Annotated in this window: 13 protein-coding genes; 6 read left to right on the forward strand and 7 right to left on the reverse strand. The window is 54.1% G+C overall.

What is annotated here, in order from left to right; genetic code table 11:
* Positions 1-96 precede the first annotated feature (96 nt).
* From BM191_RS07720 to BM191_RS07740, 5 genes are read right to left on the reverse strand one after another with little or no spacing between them, the layout of a single operon-like run.
* Entirely contained in the window at positions 97-891 is a 795-nt protein-coding gene (locus tag BM191_RS07720; protein ID WP_092876837.1) for a heme ABC transporter ATP-binding protein, read from the reverse strand.
* Positions 884-1891, reverse strand: coding sequence for a FecCD family ABC transporter permease (locus BM191_RS07725; protein ID WP_092876839.1), 1008 nt, complete (start codon positions 1889-1891; stop codon positions 884-886). The genes BM191_RS07720 and BM191_RS07725 overlap by 8 nt, the downstream gene beginning before the upstream one ends.
* Positions 1888-2703, reverse strand: a complete 816-nt coding sequence (locus BM191_RS07730; RefSeq protein WP_092876841.1) for a heme/hemin ABC transporter substrate-binding protein — start codon at positions 2701-2703, stop codon at positions 1888-1890. Before BM191_RS07730 ends, BM191_RS07725 begins: the two co-directional genes overlap by 4 nt.
* Complete coding sequence (locus BM191_RS07735) at positions 2700-3731, reverse strand: hemin-degrading factor (protein WP_092877231.1); 1032 nt, start codon at positions 3729-3731, stop codon at positions 2700-2702. The genes BM191_RS07730 and BM191_RS07735 overlap by 4 nt, the downstream gene beginning before the upstream one ends.
* Positions 3732-3778: 47 nt before the next feature.
* Complete coding sequence (locus BM191_RS07740) at positions 3779-6115, reverse strand: TonB-dependent receptor domain-containing protein (RefSeq protein ID WP_230479557.1); 2337 nt, start codon at positions 6113-6115, stop codon at positions 3779-3781.
* A gap of 422 nt (positions 6116-6537) precedes the next feature.
* Between BM191_RS07740 and BM191_RS07745 the strand changes: the two genes are divergently transcribed.
* The 4 genes from BM191_RS07745 (at position 6538) to BM191_RS07760 (ending at position 10651) form a co-directional block, all read left to right on the forward strand.
* Positions 6538-6828, forward strand: a complete 291-nt coding sequence (locus BM191_RS07745) for a SelT/SelW/SelH family protein (protein WP_092876845.1) — start codon at positions 6538-6540, stop codon at positions 6826-6828.
* A gap of 225 nt (positions 6829-7053) precedes the next feature.
* Positions 7054-7656 carry a hypothetical protein gene (locus BM191_RS07750; RefSeq protein WP_092876847.1) on the forward strand — a complete coding sequence of 201 codons (603 nt, stop codon included), beginning with the start codon at positions 7054-7056 and terminating at the stop codon, positions 7654-7656.
* Between the two features lie 134 nt (positions 7657-7790).
* Positions 7791-9803 carry an NADPH-dependent 2,4-dienoyl-CoA reductase gene (locus BM191_RS07755; RefSeq protein ID WP_092876849.1) on the forward strand — a complete coding sequence of 671 codons (2013 nt, stop codon included), beginning with the start codon at positions 7791-7793 and terminating at the stop codon, positions 9801-9803.
* A gap of 113 nt (positions 9804-9916) precedes the next feature.
* Entirely contained in the window at positions 9917-10651 is a 735-nt protein-coding gene (locus tag BM191_RS07760) for a polyphenol oxidase family protein (protein ID WP_092876851.1), read from the forward strand.
* On the opposite strand, the gene rlmG is transcribed toward BM191_RS07760, so the two are convergent.
* Both rlmG and BM191_RS07770 read right to left on the reverse strand, forming a co-directional pair.
* Positions 10648-11769, reverse strand: a complete 1122-nt coding sequence (rlmG, locus tag BM191_RS07765) for a 23S rRNA (guanine(1835)-N(2))-methyltransferase RlmG (protein WP_092876853.1) — start codon at positions 11767-11769, stop codon at positions 10648-10650. The genes BM191_RS07760 and rlmG overlap by 4 nt on opposite strands.
* Positions 11770-11971: 202 nt before the next feature.
* Positions 11972-13663 (reverse strand): chloride channel protein, encoded by a 1692-nt coding sequence (locus tag BM191_RS07770; RefSeq protein WP_092876855.1) that lies wholly within the window; start codon positions 13661-13663, stop codon positions 11972-11974.
* A 176-nt stretch (positions 13664-13839) separates the two neighbouring features.
* Here BM191_RS07770 and BM191_RS07775 point away from each other — a divergent pair, with 176 nt between their 5' ends.
* Together BM191_RS07775 and BM191_RS07780 are read left to right on the forward strand one after the other, a co-directional pair.
* A complete protein-coding gene (locus BM191_RS07775; protein ID WP_092876857.1) occupies positions 13840-14841 on the forward strand; it encodes a Gfo/Idh/MocA family protein in 1002 nt (333 codons plus the stop codon).
* Between the two features lie 224 nt (positions 14842-15065).
* Positions 15066-16037, forward strand: a complete 972-nt coding sequence (locus BM191_RS07780) for a TerC family protein (RefSeq protein ID WP_092876859.1) — start codon at positions 15066-15068, stop codon at positions 16035-16037.
* Positions 16038-16041 lie beyond the last annotated feature (4 nt).

Below are 16041 nucleotides of genomic sequence, written 5' to 3' on the forward strand. Positions count from 1 at the left end.
ATGCCTTAATCCTAAGAGTAATGTACACAATCTGCGCCATTCCTCAGTCCGCGGAATCAACGTACTGAACGGTTCAGTTACACCTGACCTGTCACCTTAACGACGCAGAGCAACCTGAGGCACCTCTTCTATCGGATGAGAATAGATTTGCAGGTCGGCACGGTACCAGCGCGTCAAAGTTGACTCTGTCAAGACCCCGCCGGGCGAACCGCAGGCAACCAGCTTGCCGCCATGCATTAAGACTATTTTGTCAGCCCAAAGTGCGGCCAGATTAAGATCGTGCAGCACGCAGCAAACGCTTAATTCACCCCGCCGCGTCAGGCGATGTAACAGGCGCAGCGCCTGCTGCTGATGATACAGATCGAGCGCGGACGTCGGCTCATCGAGAAACAACCAGCCGCGTGGCCCCTCACCATGCCAGAGCTGGGCAAGCGCCCGCGCCAGTTGAACACGCTGCTGCTCGCCGCCAGACAGCTGTCGGAAATCGCGATCGGCAAGGCTGGCACTATCCGTCAGCGACAGCACCTCCTTCACCACCTCCTGGGGGTTACGCTCAGACCAGGGCGCCCGCCCCATCTTCACCATCTCGCGTACACTGAGCGGGAAGGTAATCTGATGTTGTTGACGCATTACCGCCCTTTGACGGGCCAAAGCCTGACGCGGCCACTCATTTAGCGGGCGGCTCTGCAAAAGACACCGTCCGGAATCCAGGGTCAGGTAGCCGCTCAGTAAACGCATCAGGGTAGATTTACCGGCGCCGTTAGGACCAATCAGCGCGACCATTTCACCGGGAACCAGCGTCAGAGAAACCTTATCGACCAGAAGTCGTGAGCCTACGCGGTAGCTGACAGCCTGCGCCGTCAGCGTATTAGCGCTGCAGGGATCAGCCATGAAGTCCTCCCGATCGCCGTAGGATCAGCCAGAGAAACCAGGGGCCGCCTATCAGACTGGTAATCAATCCGACGGGCATTTCAGCGGGTGCTACCAAAGTACGCGCAAGGGTATCGGCCACTAATAGTAGCATCGCACCTGCCATAACCGATCCTGGCAGCATCCAGCGATGATCGCCACCGAAGCACATGCGCATAAGATGTGGCACCACCAGACCAACAAAACCAATGATGCCGCTCACCGCCACCGAAGCCGCAACCAGCAGCGCGCTTAGTATCAGCAGCTGTCGCTGGGTGCGATGTACATCAATACCGAGATAGTGCGCCTCTTCCTCACCCAATTGCAGCAGGTTCAGTCGGCCAGTGAGGCGCTGGACCAGCAGCATAACCGGTAGCATCAGGCTGGCACAGGCCACCACCAGCGGCCACTGAGCCTGCCCCAGACTTCCCATTCCCCACAAAGAAAGCTGACGCAACTGCTGATCGCTGCTGATCCAGGAAAGTATGCCGACTGCGGAACCGCATAGCGCATTAATCGCAATGCCTACCAGCAGCAGGCTTGCCAGCGAACCGCGGCTACTACGACTAAGCGTGAAAATAATCAGGGTTACCGCCAGACTGCCAACAAATGCTGCCAGCATCGGCACCCAAAGCGCCAGCGTGCCTGGCGTAAGGGAGGTGAACGTCAGTACCACAGACAGTGCCACCGCCAGCGCCGCACCACTGCTGATACCCAGCAGGCCAGGATCGGCCAGCGGATTACGAAACAGGCCCTGCATAATGCCGCCAGACAGCGATAAGGCGCCGCCCACCAACACCGCCAGTAGTACACGCGGCAGGCGGATATTCCACCAAACCTGCCATACCATACTCCCGGTCGGCTGTTGCCAGAGCTGATGTAGCGTGAGGCGCATGGCACCCAGATTGGCAGCAAACACCATCAACAACAACATTAGCACCAGCATGACCAGCAGCCAACGCAGAGCATGGGCTTGCCTCATGGTTTAATCCGTTCTGCGGCCTGGCGCAAACGAACGATAGCGTCGGGGGTATCCAGACCAAAACTCAGCAAAGCCATATCATCCACCACCAGCAAGCGCTGTGCTTTGCCCGCAGGCGTCAGCGCAAGGCCGGGAAGCTTCCATACATTATCCTTGCCGCCAAAAGACTGCGCGGTGGATTTTCCGATCACCACCAGCTGCGGGGCGCTGGCTACCACGCCCTCCTGAGCAAGGGGCTGATAGTGCTGAACATTTCCCATCGCATTGATTAAACCGGCGCTGCGTATTACCGCATCGGCGGCCGTGCCAGTCCCCGCCCCCATGCTATTCATACCGCTGTTGTTCATGATAAATAGCACTTTGATCGGCAACGGCTGGTGTGGTACCTGGGCCAGCGCCTTGTTCATACGCTGGATTAACGCCGCACCCTGCGACTCTTTTTGCAGCGCCCGGGCAATGACAGCTATTTTTCGATCTATTGTCACAAGGTCAGGATCACCCGGAACCATAACTACTTTTACGCCAGCGCGCGCAACCTGTTCCAGTGCCAACGAAGGTTTTGCCAGCGCACTACTTAAAACCATCGTGGGTTGCATCGCCAGGATACCCTCAGCATTGAGCTGGCGCACATAGCCGACGTCAGGCAACTTGGTTGCCGAAGGCGGATGCAGGCTTGTGCTATCGCGCGCAACCAGCTCCTGCTGCGCTCCCAGCGCATAGACAATTTGCGTCACATCGCCGCCAATAGAGACGACTCGTTCAACGCTCATTGCTGAAAAGGGCAGCAGCAAAAGTAGCAGCCAGCGCTTCATGCTGCCTCTCCCGTTTCGCTCAGGGTTGCCAGCTGCTCGCGCCAACGATTTTGCTCGGCCTGACCTTCAGTGCGCTGACCGAAAAGCTGGGCTATCTGCGTGCCATCGGCAGCAAAAAGCTCCAGACTGGTCACTAACCCATTATCCGTTGGCTTGCGCGTTACCCAGCTTTCCGCAATCTGGTCTTCACGCAGATGAAGCGTAAAACCGGGATTAAAAACGTTCAGCCAGCTTTGCATTGGCTGTAGTTTCTCGATGATGCCAGTAAAGATCTGCGTACAACCCCGGTTGCCAACGAATATCATAATCTCATTGCCATCCTGTTTTGCCATGCGGAGGATCTGCGCTAGCGCCTGATTATTCACCCGGTACGCCAGATCGCTGGCGACAGCCCGAAACGCCTGCTGACGGGAAATATTGTGCCGTTTAAGCAGGCCGAAAAATTGATGAACATCGGTCATCGCCCGCCATTCATGCTCTATGGCCAGCGTATCAGGCTGCTTTTCCCACTGTATGACTTCAGGCGGTTCAACAGCAAGCTGGGACAGCGTTTCATCTTCAAAGCGATCGACAAGGGCCAGCCAGGCATTCAAATCAGTGCAGTCCGTGGCGTATACTTTCAAGATGGCGTCGCCCTGCTTATCAAAAAACTGAATACTCTGGCGTTCGCCGTGGGCCGTTGCTTCCCGTAGAGCAAAAGCGCTGTGCCACTGGCCAGGGAACAGGCGTAAATCGAGGGCGCGCGGGTTAAGCACCAGCCCGGCATGATCGCCGAGATGTAAATTTTCATAGCGACCAATAATCTCATGCACCGCGTATTCATTACGGGTGATTGATTTTGTTTCACCTACCGCCGACAGCGCCGTCAGCAGCGGACGCACCTCGGCCTTTAATGCCCGTGCATCATGACCGCAACGCGCCATGACCAATTCAGCCTCGCTGATCCCCATCTGCGCGGCAAGGTCACGGGCGTATTGTTTCGGATCGGCAGCTTTCAGCGCCAGATACTGCTCATATCGTTGAGTCATCATCACTCTCTCCATAAAATGCGCTGGCTGAGCAGCGCAGTAACGCATCAGAAATCGACATTCACACCAAGCTGGAAGCTACGACCGGGCATAACAGCCAGCGCTTTGTCATAACCGTCCTGATTGGTGATGCTGGTCAGTTGTCGATCGCTCAGATAATCCCAGTATTTACGGTCAGTCAGGTTATAGATACCGCCGCTGAGCTTGACGTGATCGGCAACCCGCCACCAGGCGCTGAGATCGACCAGTCCATAACCCGGCACGCGATCGTACTCTTTACTACTATCGGCCAGTACCGCACCACTGTTACTGTAGGCTTCACGGTTGGAGTCAATCGCTCGTTTTCCTTTAACAAAGGTTGCCGTGATGGCCGCACCGTAACGTTTGGCTGGGTCATCCCAGGCCAGCCCTACTACAGCTTTCATCGGTGGTACACTGTCCAGATCGATATACTTATCGCCCAGATAACTGGACTTCGCTTTACCCTGGCTGTAGCCATAGGCCAGCGTGGCGCTCAGGCCATCAATTGCGTCGAACCAGGTGCCAAAGTTAATGCGTGTGGCCAGTTCACCGCCATAGATATAGGCTTTATCCCGATTCTCAGCCTGATAGGTGGTGTAAATGTTTCCGGGCACATTAATAAATTTTTCCGGATTGTTCGCACGAGTGTAACGGCTGTAAGCGATAAAATTGGCATAATCGTTGTAGAACAGCGCAGTGCTGAAAGTGACGCCTTCGGTAACCGTCCCCTTCATGCCCCATTCGAAATCGTTACTGTTTTCGGTTTTCAGATCGGTATTACCAATCAGGGCATACTGCTGGCGACCCGCGTAGGAAGCGCCCAAATTCCAGGAGCCATATAGCTGACTGGCGTCCGGGAACTGCACCCCGCGCTTGTATTGCAGGTAGGTCATCAGGGTGGGTGTCAGATCATACGTGAGCGTCAGCGATGGCAATACGCGGGTATCGCTGAAAGATTTGCCATACAGGGTGCTTACGCCGTTTTCCGTCAGCACGCTGCTGTTGGTCGTCATCTCACCCAAATCACGCGCTTTGGTTTCCTGGCGAGCAACGCGCACGCCGGGTATCAGCGACAGGTTGTGATCGTTAATATCAAAATGAATATCATCCTGCACAAAAGCGCCAAGCACCGTGGTACGGCTGTCCGCCTGCGGCTTCATGATGACACTAAAAGCACTGGGTGCCGGCTCCTGACGGAAGGGGCGTTTGGCGCTGTCAAAACGGGCATTGGCACCCGCACTGAAGTCGTGACGCCCCCAAGCCTTAGTTAGGCGAGTTTCCAGACCCAATGTATCTACATTGTAATCAGAATAGACACGTTCGGTGGTGCGGCTTTCCGTTGGCATCAGCGTATTATCGTGTGCCTGCGTTTGTTGCCAGAATAACCGGGTATCAACGGTATCAACCCAGCTGTTAAACGGCGACCATTGGTCACGCAGCGATAAGCCTAAGCGGCGGGTATTGCTCTGCTGGTGCGAGGTGCCAATAATGCTACTACCGGAGGAGTTCCAGCTATCGTAATGGGTATGATCCGTTTTGTTATAATAATCGACAGTACCGGTTAGCTTATGCTCATCGTTAGGCTGCCAGATACCGGAAGCCAAAAGCGCCGTGGAGTGCCAGTTGGCCGGGTATGCATCGTGAGTATCGCTGTTATTTTCCGTCTGCTGTCCATCACGACGGCTTAGCACAAAGACGCCACGCAACGTACTGTCTCCAGCTGCTGCCGTCAGACCGTTGTGCCAGCTTCGATTCGAGGAGTCGTAATCACTCTGATAACCAAAGTAGCTCTCTTTGCCTGGATGAAGAAAGTCATCGGCAGATTTCGGCACAAAGGAGACCATGCCGCCTATCGCGGTATTTGCCTGGCTGGTTGAGGTGGCACCCGCTGCAATATCCACCTGGCCGTAGATATAGGGATCGATATAGTCCCGGCCGATGCCAAAGGTGTTTAACCCGGCGCGACTGGCATAGCTACGCCCGGTCGCATTAGGCAGCGGAATGCCGTCAACATCAATCCCTACGCGGTTACTTTCCAGACCGCGGATGTTGTAGCCAGTATAACCACCGCGGTCAAACCCGCTTTTCCCGGCACCGGAGCCACCACTGACGCCAGTTGCCGATATCAGCGGCTGATAACGCATGATTGATCCGAAATCATCGGCACCCATTTGCTGCATCTGTTCAGCAGTGATGCGGGTGTACGAACCGGCTTTTTTTTCGGGTAGCGGTGCTGTCACTGTCATCGAGGGTTCATCAGAAGACCCGCTGGTGGCAAGTTTGCTTTTAGTCGACGCAGCGCTGGCCTTGATCTTTGCCGGATTGCCAGCAGTTTGTTCTGCGGCACTGGCCTGAACGCTCATCGTCGCGATAAGCGTGCCGATTAAGGTATGCAGATAAAGCGATCCTTGCTTAAAAGAAGTATTGAGCATAGCTGAACCTTTTAATAGCCCCTGTCATGGTTTTTAGGCGCTCAACAATTGCAGGTATAATGCAAAAAATTAAAAAAGCGCCATAAAACGCAGCGCGAAAAATAGAACTACAAATGACCTTCACGGTGCTTCTACAAGTGAGCACCTATGGCGGACAAAAAAGATAATACAAATGATAATTAGTATCAATTTTATTTACAACCTGACGCACATTACAACAACAAGTAAGCCAGCTGTACCAAGCATTTATGTAAAGAAGCGCGGATTCCGCGATTTATTGTTCTTCAGCCATTGCTACTAACAGACAAACATAAAATAATTAGCTATTTTTATTTCGCAAGAATGAATCAAAGATGACGACAAGACCGGCAATTACCATCAGATACTGTGTTCAATGTAACTGGTTACTGAGGGCCGCCTGGATGGCGCAGGAGTTACTTAACAGTTTTGCCGATGAACTGGCCTCGGTCACCCTTGAGCCGGCTACAGGCGGCGTTTATCAAATTAGCGTCGCTGAACAAGTGATTTGGGAACGTAAGCGAGACGGCGGATTTCCGGACGCAGCAGCGTTAAAACAGCGAATTTGCGCCCTTTATTTTCCAGACAAAGCGCCCGCTCATGGCGGCCAGAAAAAGACGCCTTAGCCTGTCTTTCAAAAACATTATCAGTCACGCCAGATCACACACAGTACGGAAAAACTGCAGCGTATAAGCCGCAAAAAACTCCCCCCAACTGTAGCCAGCAGAATGGGTGAATCAGGCGAATCAGACAGGATGTGAAAAGATTCCTTAACGTATTTATTCCCGGCTGGATAACGGCGACGTGCAGGGCTGCGAACGACGGCTTAATCTGACCGGATGGAAATTATCATGCTGAAACTTTTGTTTGTAACGCTGTGCAGCAGCCTGCTCACCCAACACGCTGTTGCTGCGACCCTGGACGGTTTTTCGCGCCACTATAACAGCCGCTGTGGCAGCCCGGCGGCAAAAATTGACAGCCAACGCGCGCTGCCAGCCAAATTTCGCTCGCGTAACTTTCCCCTCGTTCTGGAGCACACCACGCTCAGCGACATTCAGCGACAGTTTAAAGGTGAGATTCAGAAAAACAACCGTGATGAATGGCTGTGCTACCACTCTCAGGCGGAAAATCTCACCTGGTGGTTTATTTCACGTACTAACATTGAGCATGGAAATTTATCAACTATCATGCTTAGCGCCATCGACTATAAAGCGCATTGCGATATACCCGCCAGACCTGTTTATCTCTCCGGCGTCACCGTCCCCTCTCTCGGCGCCACGCGAAACGAAGTCGCACACTATTTTAAATCCCCTATTTCTGCTCGTGACAACTGCCAGCAATTTGAAACCCGTATCGATTCAAAAGACGCGAACACCATAAATTCTCTGCGATATTTTTTTGAGGATAATCAGGTAGTCGGCATGTCTTTTGAACAGCTGACGACCAACGATTAAACGGCATGCCACAGACCAGATATCCATCGATAAAACAGCTTTTCGCACCTTGTCACAATTCGATAATATCCAGCTTTGCAAGTGGAGAACAGCGGGCTACATTTAACTGATCAGACCACTTACCGGGTAATTTTATGGCTGCCGTTTCCCTGTTTTCACCGCTGGATCTCGGCTTCACCCAGCTAAAAAATCGCGTGCTGATGGGCTCAATGCACACCGGGCTGGAAGAGCATCCGGATGGCGCACAGCGACTGGCGGCTTTTTATTCCGAGCGAGCGCGTGCAGAAGTCGGCCTGATTGTTACCGGCGGTATTGCGCCCACATCGGAAGGCGTCGTCAGCGCCGGAGCTTCTGTGCTCGCTGACGAAACGGCACTGGAACATCATCATATTATCACCGCTGCGGTGCACCAGGCCGGGGGGAAAATCGCCCTGCAAATCCTGCACGCAGGACGTTACAGTTATCAGCCGGAGCTGGTCGCGCCTTCAGCCATTCAGGCAGCCATTAATCCTTATAAACCCCGTGAGCTGAGGAGTATGGAGATCAAAGCGCTGATTGAAAAGTTCGCTCGTTGCGCCGCGCTGGCACAGCGGGCAGGTTACGACGGCGTGGAGATCATGGGGTCCGAGGGCTACCTGATTAATCAGTTCCTGGTCGAGCGCACTAATCAGCGCAACGATGCCTGGGGCGGCGATGAATCGCGCCGTCGCCGCTTCGCGGTTGAAATCGTCAGAGCAGTACGCGCGGCAGTTGGCGACGCCTTCATCATTATTTATCGTCTGTCAATGCTTGATCTGGTTGAGCAAGGCGCCACCCTGCCACAGACGCTGGCCTTGGCTAAAGAAATCGAGGCGGCGGGCGCAACACTCATTAACACCGGCATTGGCTGGCATGAGGCTCGCATCCCGACTATCGCCGCCTCCGTACCACGCGCAGCCTTTGCCTGGGTTACGCAGGCACTCAAGCCCCATTTACGCGTGCCGCTGATTACCACTAACCGCATCAACGATCCTAAGGTTGCGCAGCAGCTATTGAGCGACGGCTGTGCCGATATGGTTTCAATGGCACGACCGCTGTTGGCCGACGCCGAACTGGTGTTAAAAGCGCGTGAGCAGCGAAACGACGAAATTAATACCTGCATCGGCTGTAATCAGGCCTGCCTCGATCAGATTTTTCAGGGCCAGCTGACGTCCTGCCTGGTCAATCCACGAGCCTGCCACGAAACCAAAATGCCATTGCATCCAGCGCGGTCGGTGAAAAGCCTGGCTGTAGTTGGCGCAGGGCCGGCTGGTTTGGCCTGTGCCATAAACGCAGCACAGCGCGGTCACCAGGTAACGCTGTTCGAGGCCGCCGCCCAGGTTGGCGGGCAATTTAACCTCGCCCGACGCATTCCGGGCAAAGAAGAGTTTAATGAAACCTTGCGCTATTACCGCCGTCAGCTGGAGCTGCATGGCGTGACGCAACGCCTCAATACCCTGGCCGATGCCGCGGTACTGATGGCGTTTGATGAGGTGATCCTTGCAACCGGCGTTGAGCCACGTATGCCGGACATACCCGGCATCGATCATCCTTCGGTGCTCAGCTACCTCAAGGTGCTGCGCGACGGGGCGTCGGTAGGGGATCGCGTTGCACTTATCGGTGCCGGCGGGATTGGATTTGATCTCGCGGCGTTTCTCAGCCAGCATGGTCCGGCTACCTCGCTGGACATCCCGGCATTCTGTCAGGAGTGGGGCATCGACCGCTCCCTGCAACAACCGGGTGGTCTGGTACGCCCGCAGGCGAAAAAAAGCCTCCGCGAAATCTGGTTGCTACAGCGTAAACCCGGCAAACCGGGCACCGGTCTCGGTAAAACGACCGGTTGGATCCATCGCGCCAGCCTGCAGATGCGCGGCGTGCATCAGTGGGGAGGGATCAGCTATCAGCATATTGACGATCGTGGCCTGCACATACTGCGCGATGGCGAGGAAATTTGCCTGTCGGTTGATAACATCGTTATCTGCGCCGGGCAGCTCAGCCTTAACCCATTAGCAGAGCCGCTGCGTACAGCTGGCAAAACGGTTCATGTCATCGGCGGTGCCGAAGTCGCCCGCGAACTTGACGCCCGCCGCGCTATCGCACGAGGAACCCAGCTGGGCCTGACGCTGTAGTGCATCCCGGCCTGGCTGTTAACCTTGTTTGTTAAACGTAGCTATTAAAAATAGCGCATTTCGCCATTAAACTGGCAGAATCACCATTCAGCCTTTCAACCACAGGGTGAATGATGTCTGCCTCTATTAACACTCGCGTTTATCGCTCCCGACTGCTGGATGCCCTGTCATGGGTGGAGTATCAGTTTATGCCAGCCGGAGCGCATCCTCCTGAAAATGCGGCCTACGGTCATCAGCGCCACAGCGCGGTGGTGCTGTCGGGTCATCAGGCATTCCCGGCTAAACGCTGTGAAGGCGATGCGGTGATCGCTTCCGATAGCCGCCCGGTAGCGGTTTATACCGCCGACTGCCTTCCGATGCTGATTGTCGATAAACAGCAGCGTCGGGTTGCTGCTGCCCACGGCGGCCTGCGCGGCGTTACGGCAGGAATTCATCTCAATGTGATGGATAAACTGTGTGAACTGGGGGCGGTGCCGGAAAGTCTGCTGCTGATTATTGGCCCGGCAATTGGTCCCTGCTGCTACGAGCTAGGCCAGCAGGTCATTGCAGATATGCAGCAGCAGCCGGTTCTGTCATCGCTGCGTGTTGCCCTGCCCTGGTCGCATCAGCAGCCAGTTAACCGGCTGGCACAACGTCCACAAGCGCAGGCGCAGCAAAACGGCGTCTGGTTTAATTTGCCAGCGCTGGCAGAAAACATGGCCAGTCTTTGGGGGTTACCATCAGAAAACGTTGAGCAGCTTGGCGTCTGCACCTATTGTTCGGCTGAAGAGCACGCCAGCTACCGTCGGAACACTCACTTTGGTGGCGGCTATCAGCAGCGTTTTTCGTGGATACGCCGCATTGATTAAGGCAGTTTAACGCAGCGTAACACCACAAATTTTTTATTGCTGGCCACCAGCTGGCAGTTACCAAATAGCTTCTTTAGCTTATGGTGATAATCCAGATGGCGGTTACCCACAACTCTTAGCTCTCCGCCGCACAGCAGACAGCGGCGCGCATCGCGGAACATCTGCCAGGCGATGTGATCAGTCAGGGCGTTTTGCTGGTGAAACGGTGGATTACACAGCACCGCCTTAGCACTGTTAGCGGCAAAACCGCTCAGCGCATGGTTGACGCTGAACTGCGAGCGCGCCAGCGATTCAGGCTGATTTAATTCAATATTCATCCGGCTGGATGCCACGGCCATCCAGGACTCATCGACGAAATGCACCCGTGCCAGGGGGTTATTACGTAACGCCACCAGGCCAATAACGCCGTTGCCACAGCCAAGATCGATAATCTCTCCCGACAGGTTCTGCGGCAGATGCTGCATAAAAAAACGGGCGCCGATATCCAGCCCACTACGGGCAAACACACTGGCGTGGTTGGCAATTGTCTCACCACTATCAAGCTGCCAACGCTGGATCATCTCATCCTCCGGCAGCAAGGGAGCCTGCCACTGGCAGAAAATCAGACGCGCCTTTTTCCAGGCCAGCGAGGTGGTTGTCCTACCCAGCGTGCGTTCAAACAGTTGTAGCGTCGAACGGTGGATCTCTTTGGCTTTCGCGGCGGCGATAATGTGCGTTTGCGGCGTCACAACCTTACGCAGCGCCCGGAGCTGCTGCTCTAGCAGTGCCAGCGTTTTTGGTATTTTAATCAACACCCTGGATGGAGCTTCGGGCAGAGCACTGAGGGAATCGAGCAGGGTCACCGCCTCCGGCGACAAGTGATTGTGTTGCAGATTCTGCCGCGTTGCGAGCAGGCTGAGTAGCGAGTCACTGATACTAAAAGGGTCATCGCTGTGGCACGCGCAGGCCAACGCACCAAAACTGTCATTGAAAATCAGGGTCGGGCCGACGGCGGGTCCTTCCAGCTGTTGCAGTAATAGCTCATCTGCGGCCTCCCAGGCCTGCAGTGGGCTCTCTTCGCGCTGGAGAGGAAAACGTTGCAGCGTCAGATTTTCCAGCGAATAGACAGAATGGCTCATTGGCGCTCCGGTTTAGACAAATTCAGGCGCTTTATCCCTTAAAACTGCCCGCCAGTAAACAGATTTATTGACTGTCCTGGTCCAAATCATCGTTTCTTTTGCTGACAGAGCCGGCCACTCTTCAGCCAGTTTTAACCAAGCTGAGCAAGCACTGGCTCAGCCTTATCTGGCAGAATCAGGGCCATCGTAGCAAGCGCCACCCTTATATAAATGTTTTGGTCTTCTGAATCAGGCTGGTCTTACTAATCGCCCCCAGGTATTTACGCTCGGTGGCATTATTCAGCACAGGCAGGCGTTCAAGGGAAAGACTGGAAAAGATATCCCATCCCTGACGGACGGTCTGATATTCAAACACCACGGGAAAATCCCGGTCCATTACGCCACCGACCGGTGAGTTGAGGGTAATCACCTTATCCAGCACCTGATGCGAAATTTCGTGAACGGAAACCGCACCCAGAAATGTCCCCTGTTTATCGATAACGTAAACAAAACGTTCACGTTTAATCGAGCTGACCGCCAGCGCCTTACCGACTGAATCCTGAGGATGAAGCGCCTCCCCGGCGACAATATATTGCGCAATGATGCTGCTATCGAAATCGAACCAGGCATCGGCACGGTTGATGTGCTCAGTGACCATCGGATAGGTACTGGCTAACTGTAAGCGATAAACCGTCATTGATGCCAGAGAGCAGGCTATCATTGTCGGAAACAGCAGGCTGCTGTTAAACGTCATTTCCAGCACCATCAGCATCGCCATCAGCGGTGCCTGGCTGACGGCGGCAAGCACTGCGCCCATGCCTATAGCGGCAAATTCCAGACTGTTATTGACCGGTAATCCCGCAAATTTGGCAAGTAAAGCGGTAATATCGCCAGTCATGGCCCCCAGCAGCAGCGACGGCGTGAACATACCGCCCACTGCGCCGGAGCCAACAGAAAGGGCTGTCGCAATCAGCTTAAGGAAAAATAAAATCAGCAGCGCTTTCAGAACGAAATCACCGGCCATGATACGCACGATAACCTCATAACCATTGCCAAGAATATTCGTAGAACCGATGGCCAGCAGGCCAACTGCCAGCCCTCCCAGACCAAGCCGTAGTGGCAGGCTGGTCATTGTCCTGAACTGGCGTTTGCTCAACGCGATGAACCTGATAATCACCCAGCCAGTCAAACCTGATACCAGGCCCACCGCCACGGTGAGCAACATGCTGCTAAAACTGATATCGAAATGCACGGCAGAGAGGGGATACAGCGCAGAACTATAGCCCAGCATCCACATGGCGAGCACCGCCGAACCGGCTGAAACGACCAACGGGAGCAGGCGCTGCAACGCGGAGATACCGAAAGCGATTTCGGCGACGAAAATAGCTGAAGCCAGCGGCGCGTGATAGACCGATGCCAGTCCGGCGGCAGCTGCCATCGCCACGACATCGCTGTTATTCAGCTTCAGCGGGCGCTGAATAAGGCGGGCAATGAGGCTGCCCGTCAACGCCGCCAGCTGCACCATCGGCCCCTCTTTACCCAGAGAAGCGCCGCAGCTGACACTAAACAGCGAAGAGAGCGCGCGGAACAACGAGGCGCGGGTCGGCACCGCATCAAGACGCGCATTGATCACCTCAAGATAATCGGTTCCAGCCGTTTGCTGCTTTTCAATCCGCTTTGCATAGCGCAGGAAAAAGCCTGCCACCAGTCCACCCGCACCAACAATCAGCGGCCAGCAATACCATGGGCGGGAAAGCGCCGCCCGGGTAATATCGTCACCAGAGTCAAAGATCAGACGGGTCAAAATTTCAATCAGCAAGCGGAACAGCAGCGTTGCCATCGCGCCCATAATTCCAACAGGAATGGCGATGAGAATGGAGGTCCAGTTAAGAATATGTCTACTGCTTATGCTCATACTGCCTGCAGATCCCGTCAGAAAAAAAACGCTTTGTAATGAAGACCGATGCAACAGAGTAATACAAAAAAAAGACCGGACATCATGATCATCATCATGCCGCCCCGTTGCCGTGCCATTGCACTGATGACTCGCATGCTAATCTGAGACGCCAAAAACCGGAAACGAAACAGGTTATGATCCGCTTTGCCATTGTAGGAACCAACTGGCTTACCCATCAGTTCGTTGATGCCGCCCGAGAAAGTGGCGAAATGAAGCTAACGGCCATTTACTCGTGTAACCTTGAACAGGCCCGCACCATCAGTAACGATTATCCGGTCGAACATCTTTTTACCTCGCTCAGCGCGCTGGCGCAATCTCCTGACGTCGATGCGGTATACATCGCCAGCCCTAATTCAATGCACTGCGAGCAAGCGCGACTTTTTATGCAACATAGTAAGCATGTTATCTGCGAAAAACCGCTGGCGTCTAATCTACGTGAAGTCGAGGCAATGATTGCCTGCGCCCGCAGCAACCGGGTAGTGCTATTCGAAGCATTCAAAACCGCCTGCCTGCCCAACTTTCATAGGCTAAAGCAGCAGCTGCCGCAGGCAGGCAAGCTGCGCAAGGTGCTGTTCAATTATTGCCAGTATTCATCCCACCATCCGCGTTATATCGACGGTGAACATCCGAACACGTTTAACCCTGCCTATTCCAATGGTTCGATTATGGACATCGGCTATTACTGTCTTGCTAGCGCCGTGAGCCTGTGGGGTGAGCCTCACCATCTGCAAGCGCAGGCGTCGCTGTTGGCGAGTGGCGTCGATGGTCATGGCAGTGTGGTCATGAGCTATGGCGACTTTGACGTTACCCTTTTGCATTCGAAGGTCAGTCAAAGTGTCCTGCCCAGTGAGATTCAGGGCGAAGCTGGCAGTTTGGTGATTGATATGCTACCCGAGTGTCAGCGGCTGCAATTTATCCCCCGCAACGGCAAGCCACCAGAGGATCTGAGCCAGCCGCAGCATAGTAATACCATGTTGTATGAAGCGCAGATCTTTGCCACGTTGATAAAAAATAATAACGTTAACCATTCGTGGCTGGACATATCACGCACAACTGCAGCGCTGCTTGACAACATCCGCCGTCAGACAGGCGTAAAATTCCCGGCGGATGACATTCAGGCAGAGATCGTTGTGTAAAGCTATCTGATAGTGATTGATCTTTTTGCAAACAGACACTAATGTCTGCAATAGCAAAGGGGAGTAACTCCCAACTGGTTCATCGTCATTACGAACGCTGAGGCTTCCGGTGACCAGGCAATCTACCGATTGTGAGTGAGACCTTGCCAGAAGGCAAGGTCATGCGTGAAAAGTGCGGCTGGGTCTTCTGATACCGGCCGTTTTACTTTTTACAGGATACGCACATGAACACCATTGGCACACCGCTTCTGTGGGGCTGCTTTAGCGTCATCGTCATACTGATGCTGGCAATAGACCTTTTTTTACAACGCCGCAGTGACCAACCCGGTATGTCGGTAAAGCAGGCCGCTATCTGGTCACTACTGTGGATTTCCCTCACACTTCTCTTCGCCGTCGCTTTCTGGTGGTACCTCGACAGCAACCAGGGCCGCGCAGTGGCCAATATGCAAACCACCGCTTTTCTCACCGGCTGGCTGCTGGAAAAGGCACTGGCGGTAGATAACGTCTTTGTCTGGCTGATGCTGTTTAGCTATTTCAGCGTTCCGCCCGCCCAGCAACGACGGGTGCTGGTTTATGGTGTCTTGGGTGCTATCGTGTTGCGTACAGTGATGATATTTGCCGGCAGCTGGCTGGTGATGCAATTCCACTGGATACTTTATCTGTTTGGTGCATTTTTACTGTTTACCGGCGTAAAAATGGCGCTGGCAAAACATGGCGACGCTCAGACCGCTGGCGATACCGCCCTGATGCGCTGGGTGCGTAAACATTTACGTATGACTGATGAACTGCATGGCGAAAAGTTTTTTATTCGCCGTAATGGGATCCTGTTCGCGACTCCGCTGCTACTGGCTCTCATTATGATCGAATTTAGCGATGTCATCTTCGCTGTTGACAGCATTCCGGCAATTTTTGCTGTTACCACCGATCCCTTTATCGTATTAACGTCAAACCTGTTCGCCATCCTGGGCCTGCGTGCCATGTATTTCCTACTGGCTGGTATGGCGGACCGCTTCCCACTGCTAAAATATGGTCTGGCGCTGATACTGATTTTTATCGGTTTCAAGATGCTGCTAATAGATATTTATCCGCTGCCGGTGAGCGTTTCGCTGAGCGTAGTCGCCATGATTTTGCTATTGACCATGTTGCTGAATGTGCTGGTAAATCGCCGCCGCGATCGTCTCAACTCGCACGTTTAATCTC

The organism is Izhakiella capsodis, assembly GCF_900115045.1.
GTDB lineage: Bacteria > Pseudomonadota > Gammaproteobacteria > Enterobacterales > Enterobacteriaceae > Izhakiella > Izhakiella capsodis.

Coding starts and splice junctions, on each gene's coding strand:
- BM191_RS07720 (WP_092876837.1), bottom strand. CDS start 891: ATGGCTGATCCCTGCAGCGCTAATACGCTGACGGCGCAGGCTGTCAGC.
- BM191_RS07725 (WP_092876839.1), bottom strand. CDS start 1,891: ATGAGGCAAGCCCATGCTCTGCGTTGGCTGCTGGTCATGCTGGTGCTA.
- BM191_RS07730 (WP_092876841.1), bottom strand. CDS start 2,703: ATGAAGCGCTGGCTGCTACTTTTGCTGCTGCCCTTTTCAGCAATGAGC.
- BM191_RS07735 (WP_092877231.1), bottom strand. CDS start 3,731: ATGACTCAACGATATGAGCAGTATCTGGCGCTGAAAGCTGCCGATCCG.
- BM191_RS07740 (WP_230479557.1), bottom strand. CDS start 6,115: ATGAGCGTTCAGGCCAGTGCCGCAGAACAAACTGCTGGCAATCCGGCA.
- BM191_RS07745 (WP_092876845.1), top strand. CDS start 6,538: ATGACGACAAGACCGGCAATTACCATCAGATACTGTGTTCAATGTAAC.
- BM191_RS07750 (WP_092876847.1), top strand. CDS start 7,054: ATGCTGAAACTTTTGTTTGTAACGCTGTGCAGCAGCCTGCTCACCCAA.
- BM191_RS07755 (WP_092876849.1), top strand. CDS start 7,791: ATGGCTGCCGTTTCCCTGTTTTCACCGCTGGATCTCGGCTTCACCCAG.
- BM191_RS07760 (WP_092876851.1), top strand. CDS start 9,917: ATGTCTGCCTCTATTAACACTCGCGTTTATCGCTCCCGACTGCTGGAT.
- rlmG (WP_092876853.1), bottom strand. CDS start 11,769: ATGAGCCATTCTGTCTATTCGCTGGAAAATCTGACGCTGCAACGTTTT.
- BM191_RS07770 (WP_092876855.1), bottom strand. CDS start 13,663: ATGAGCATAAGCAGTAGACATATTCTTAACTGGACCTCCATTCTCATC.
- BM191_RS07775 (WP_092876857.1), top strand. CDS start 13,840: ATGATCCGCTTTGCCATTGTAGGAACCAACTGGCTTACCCATCAGTTC.
- BM191_RS07780 (WP_092876859.1), top strand. CDS start 15,066: ATGAACACCATTGGCACACCGCTTCTGTGGGGCTGCTTTAGCGTCATC.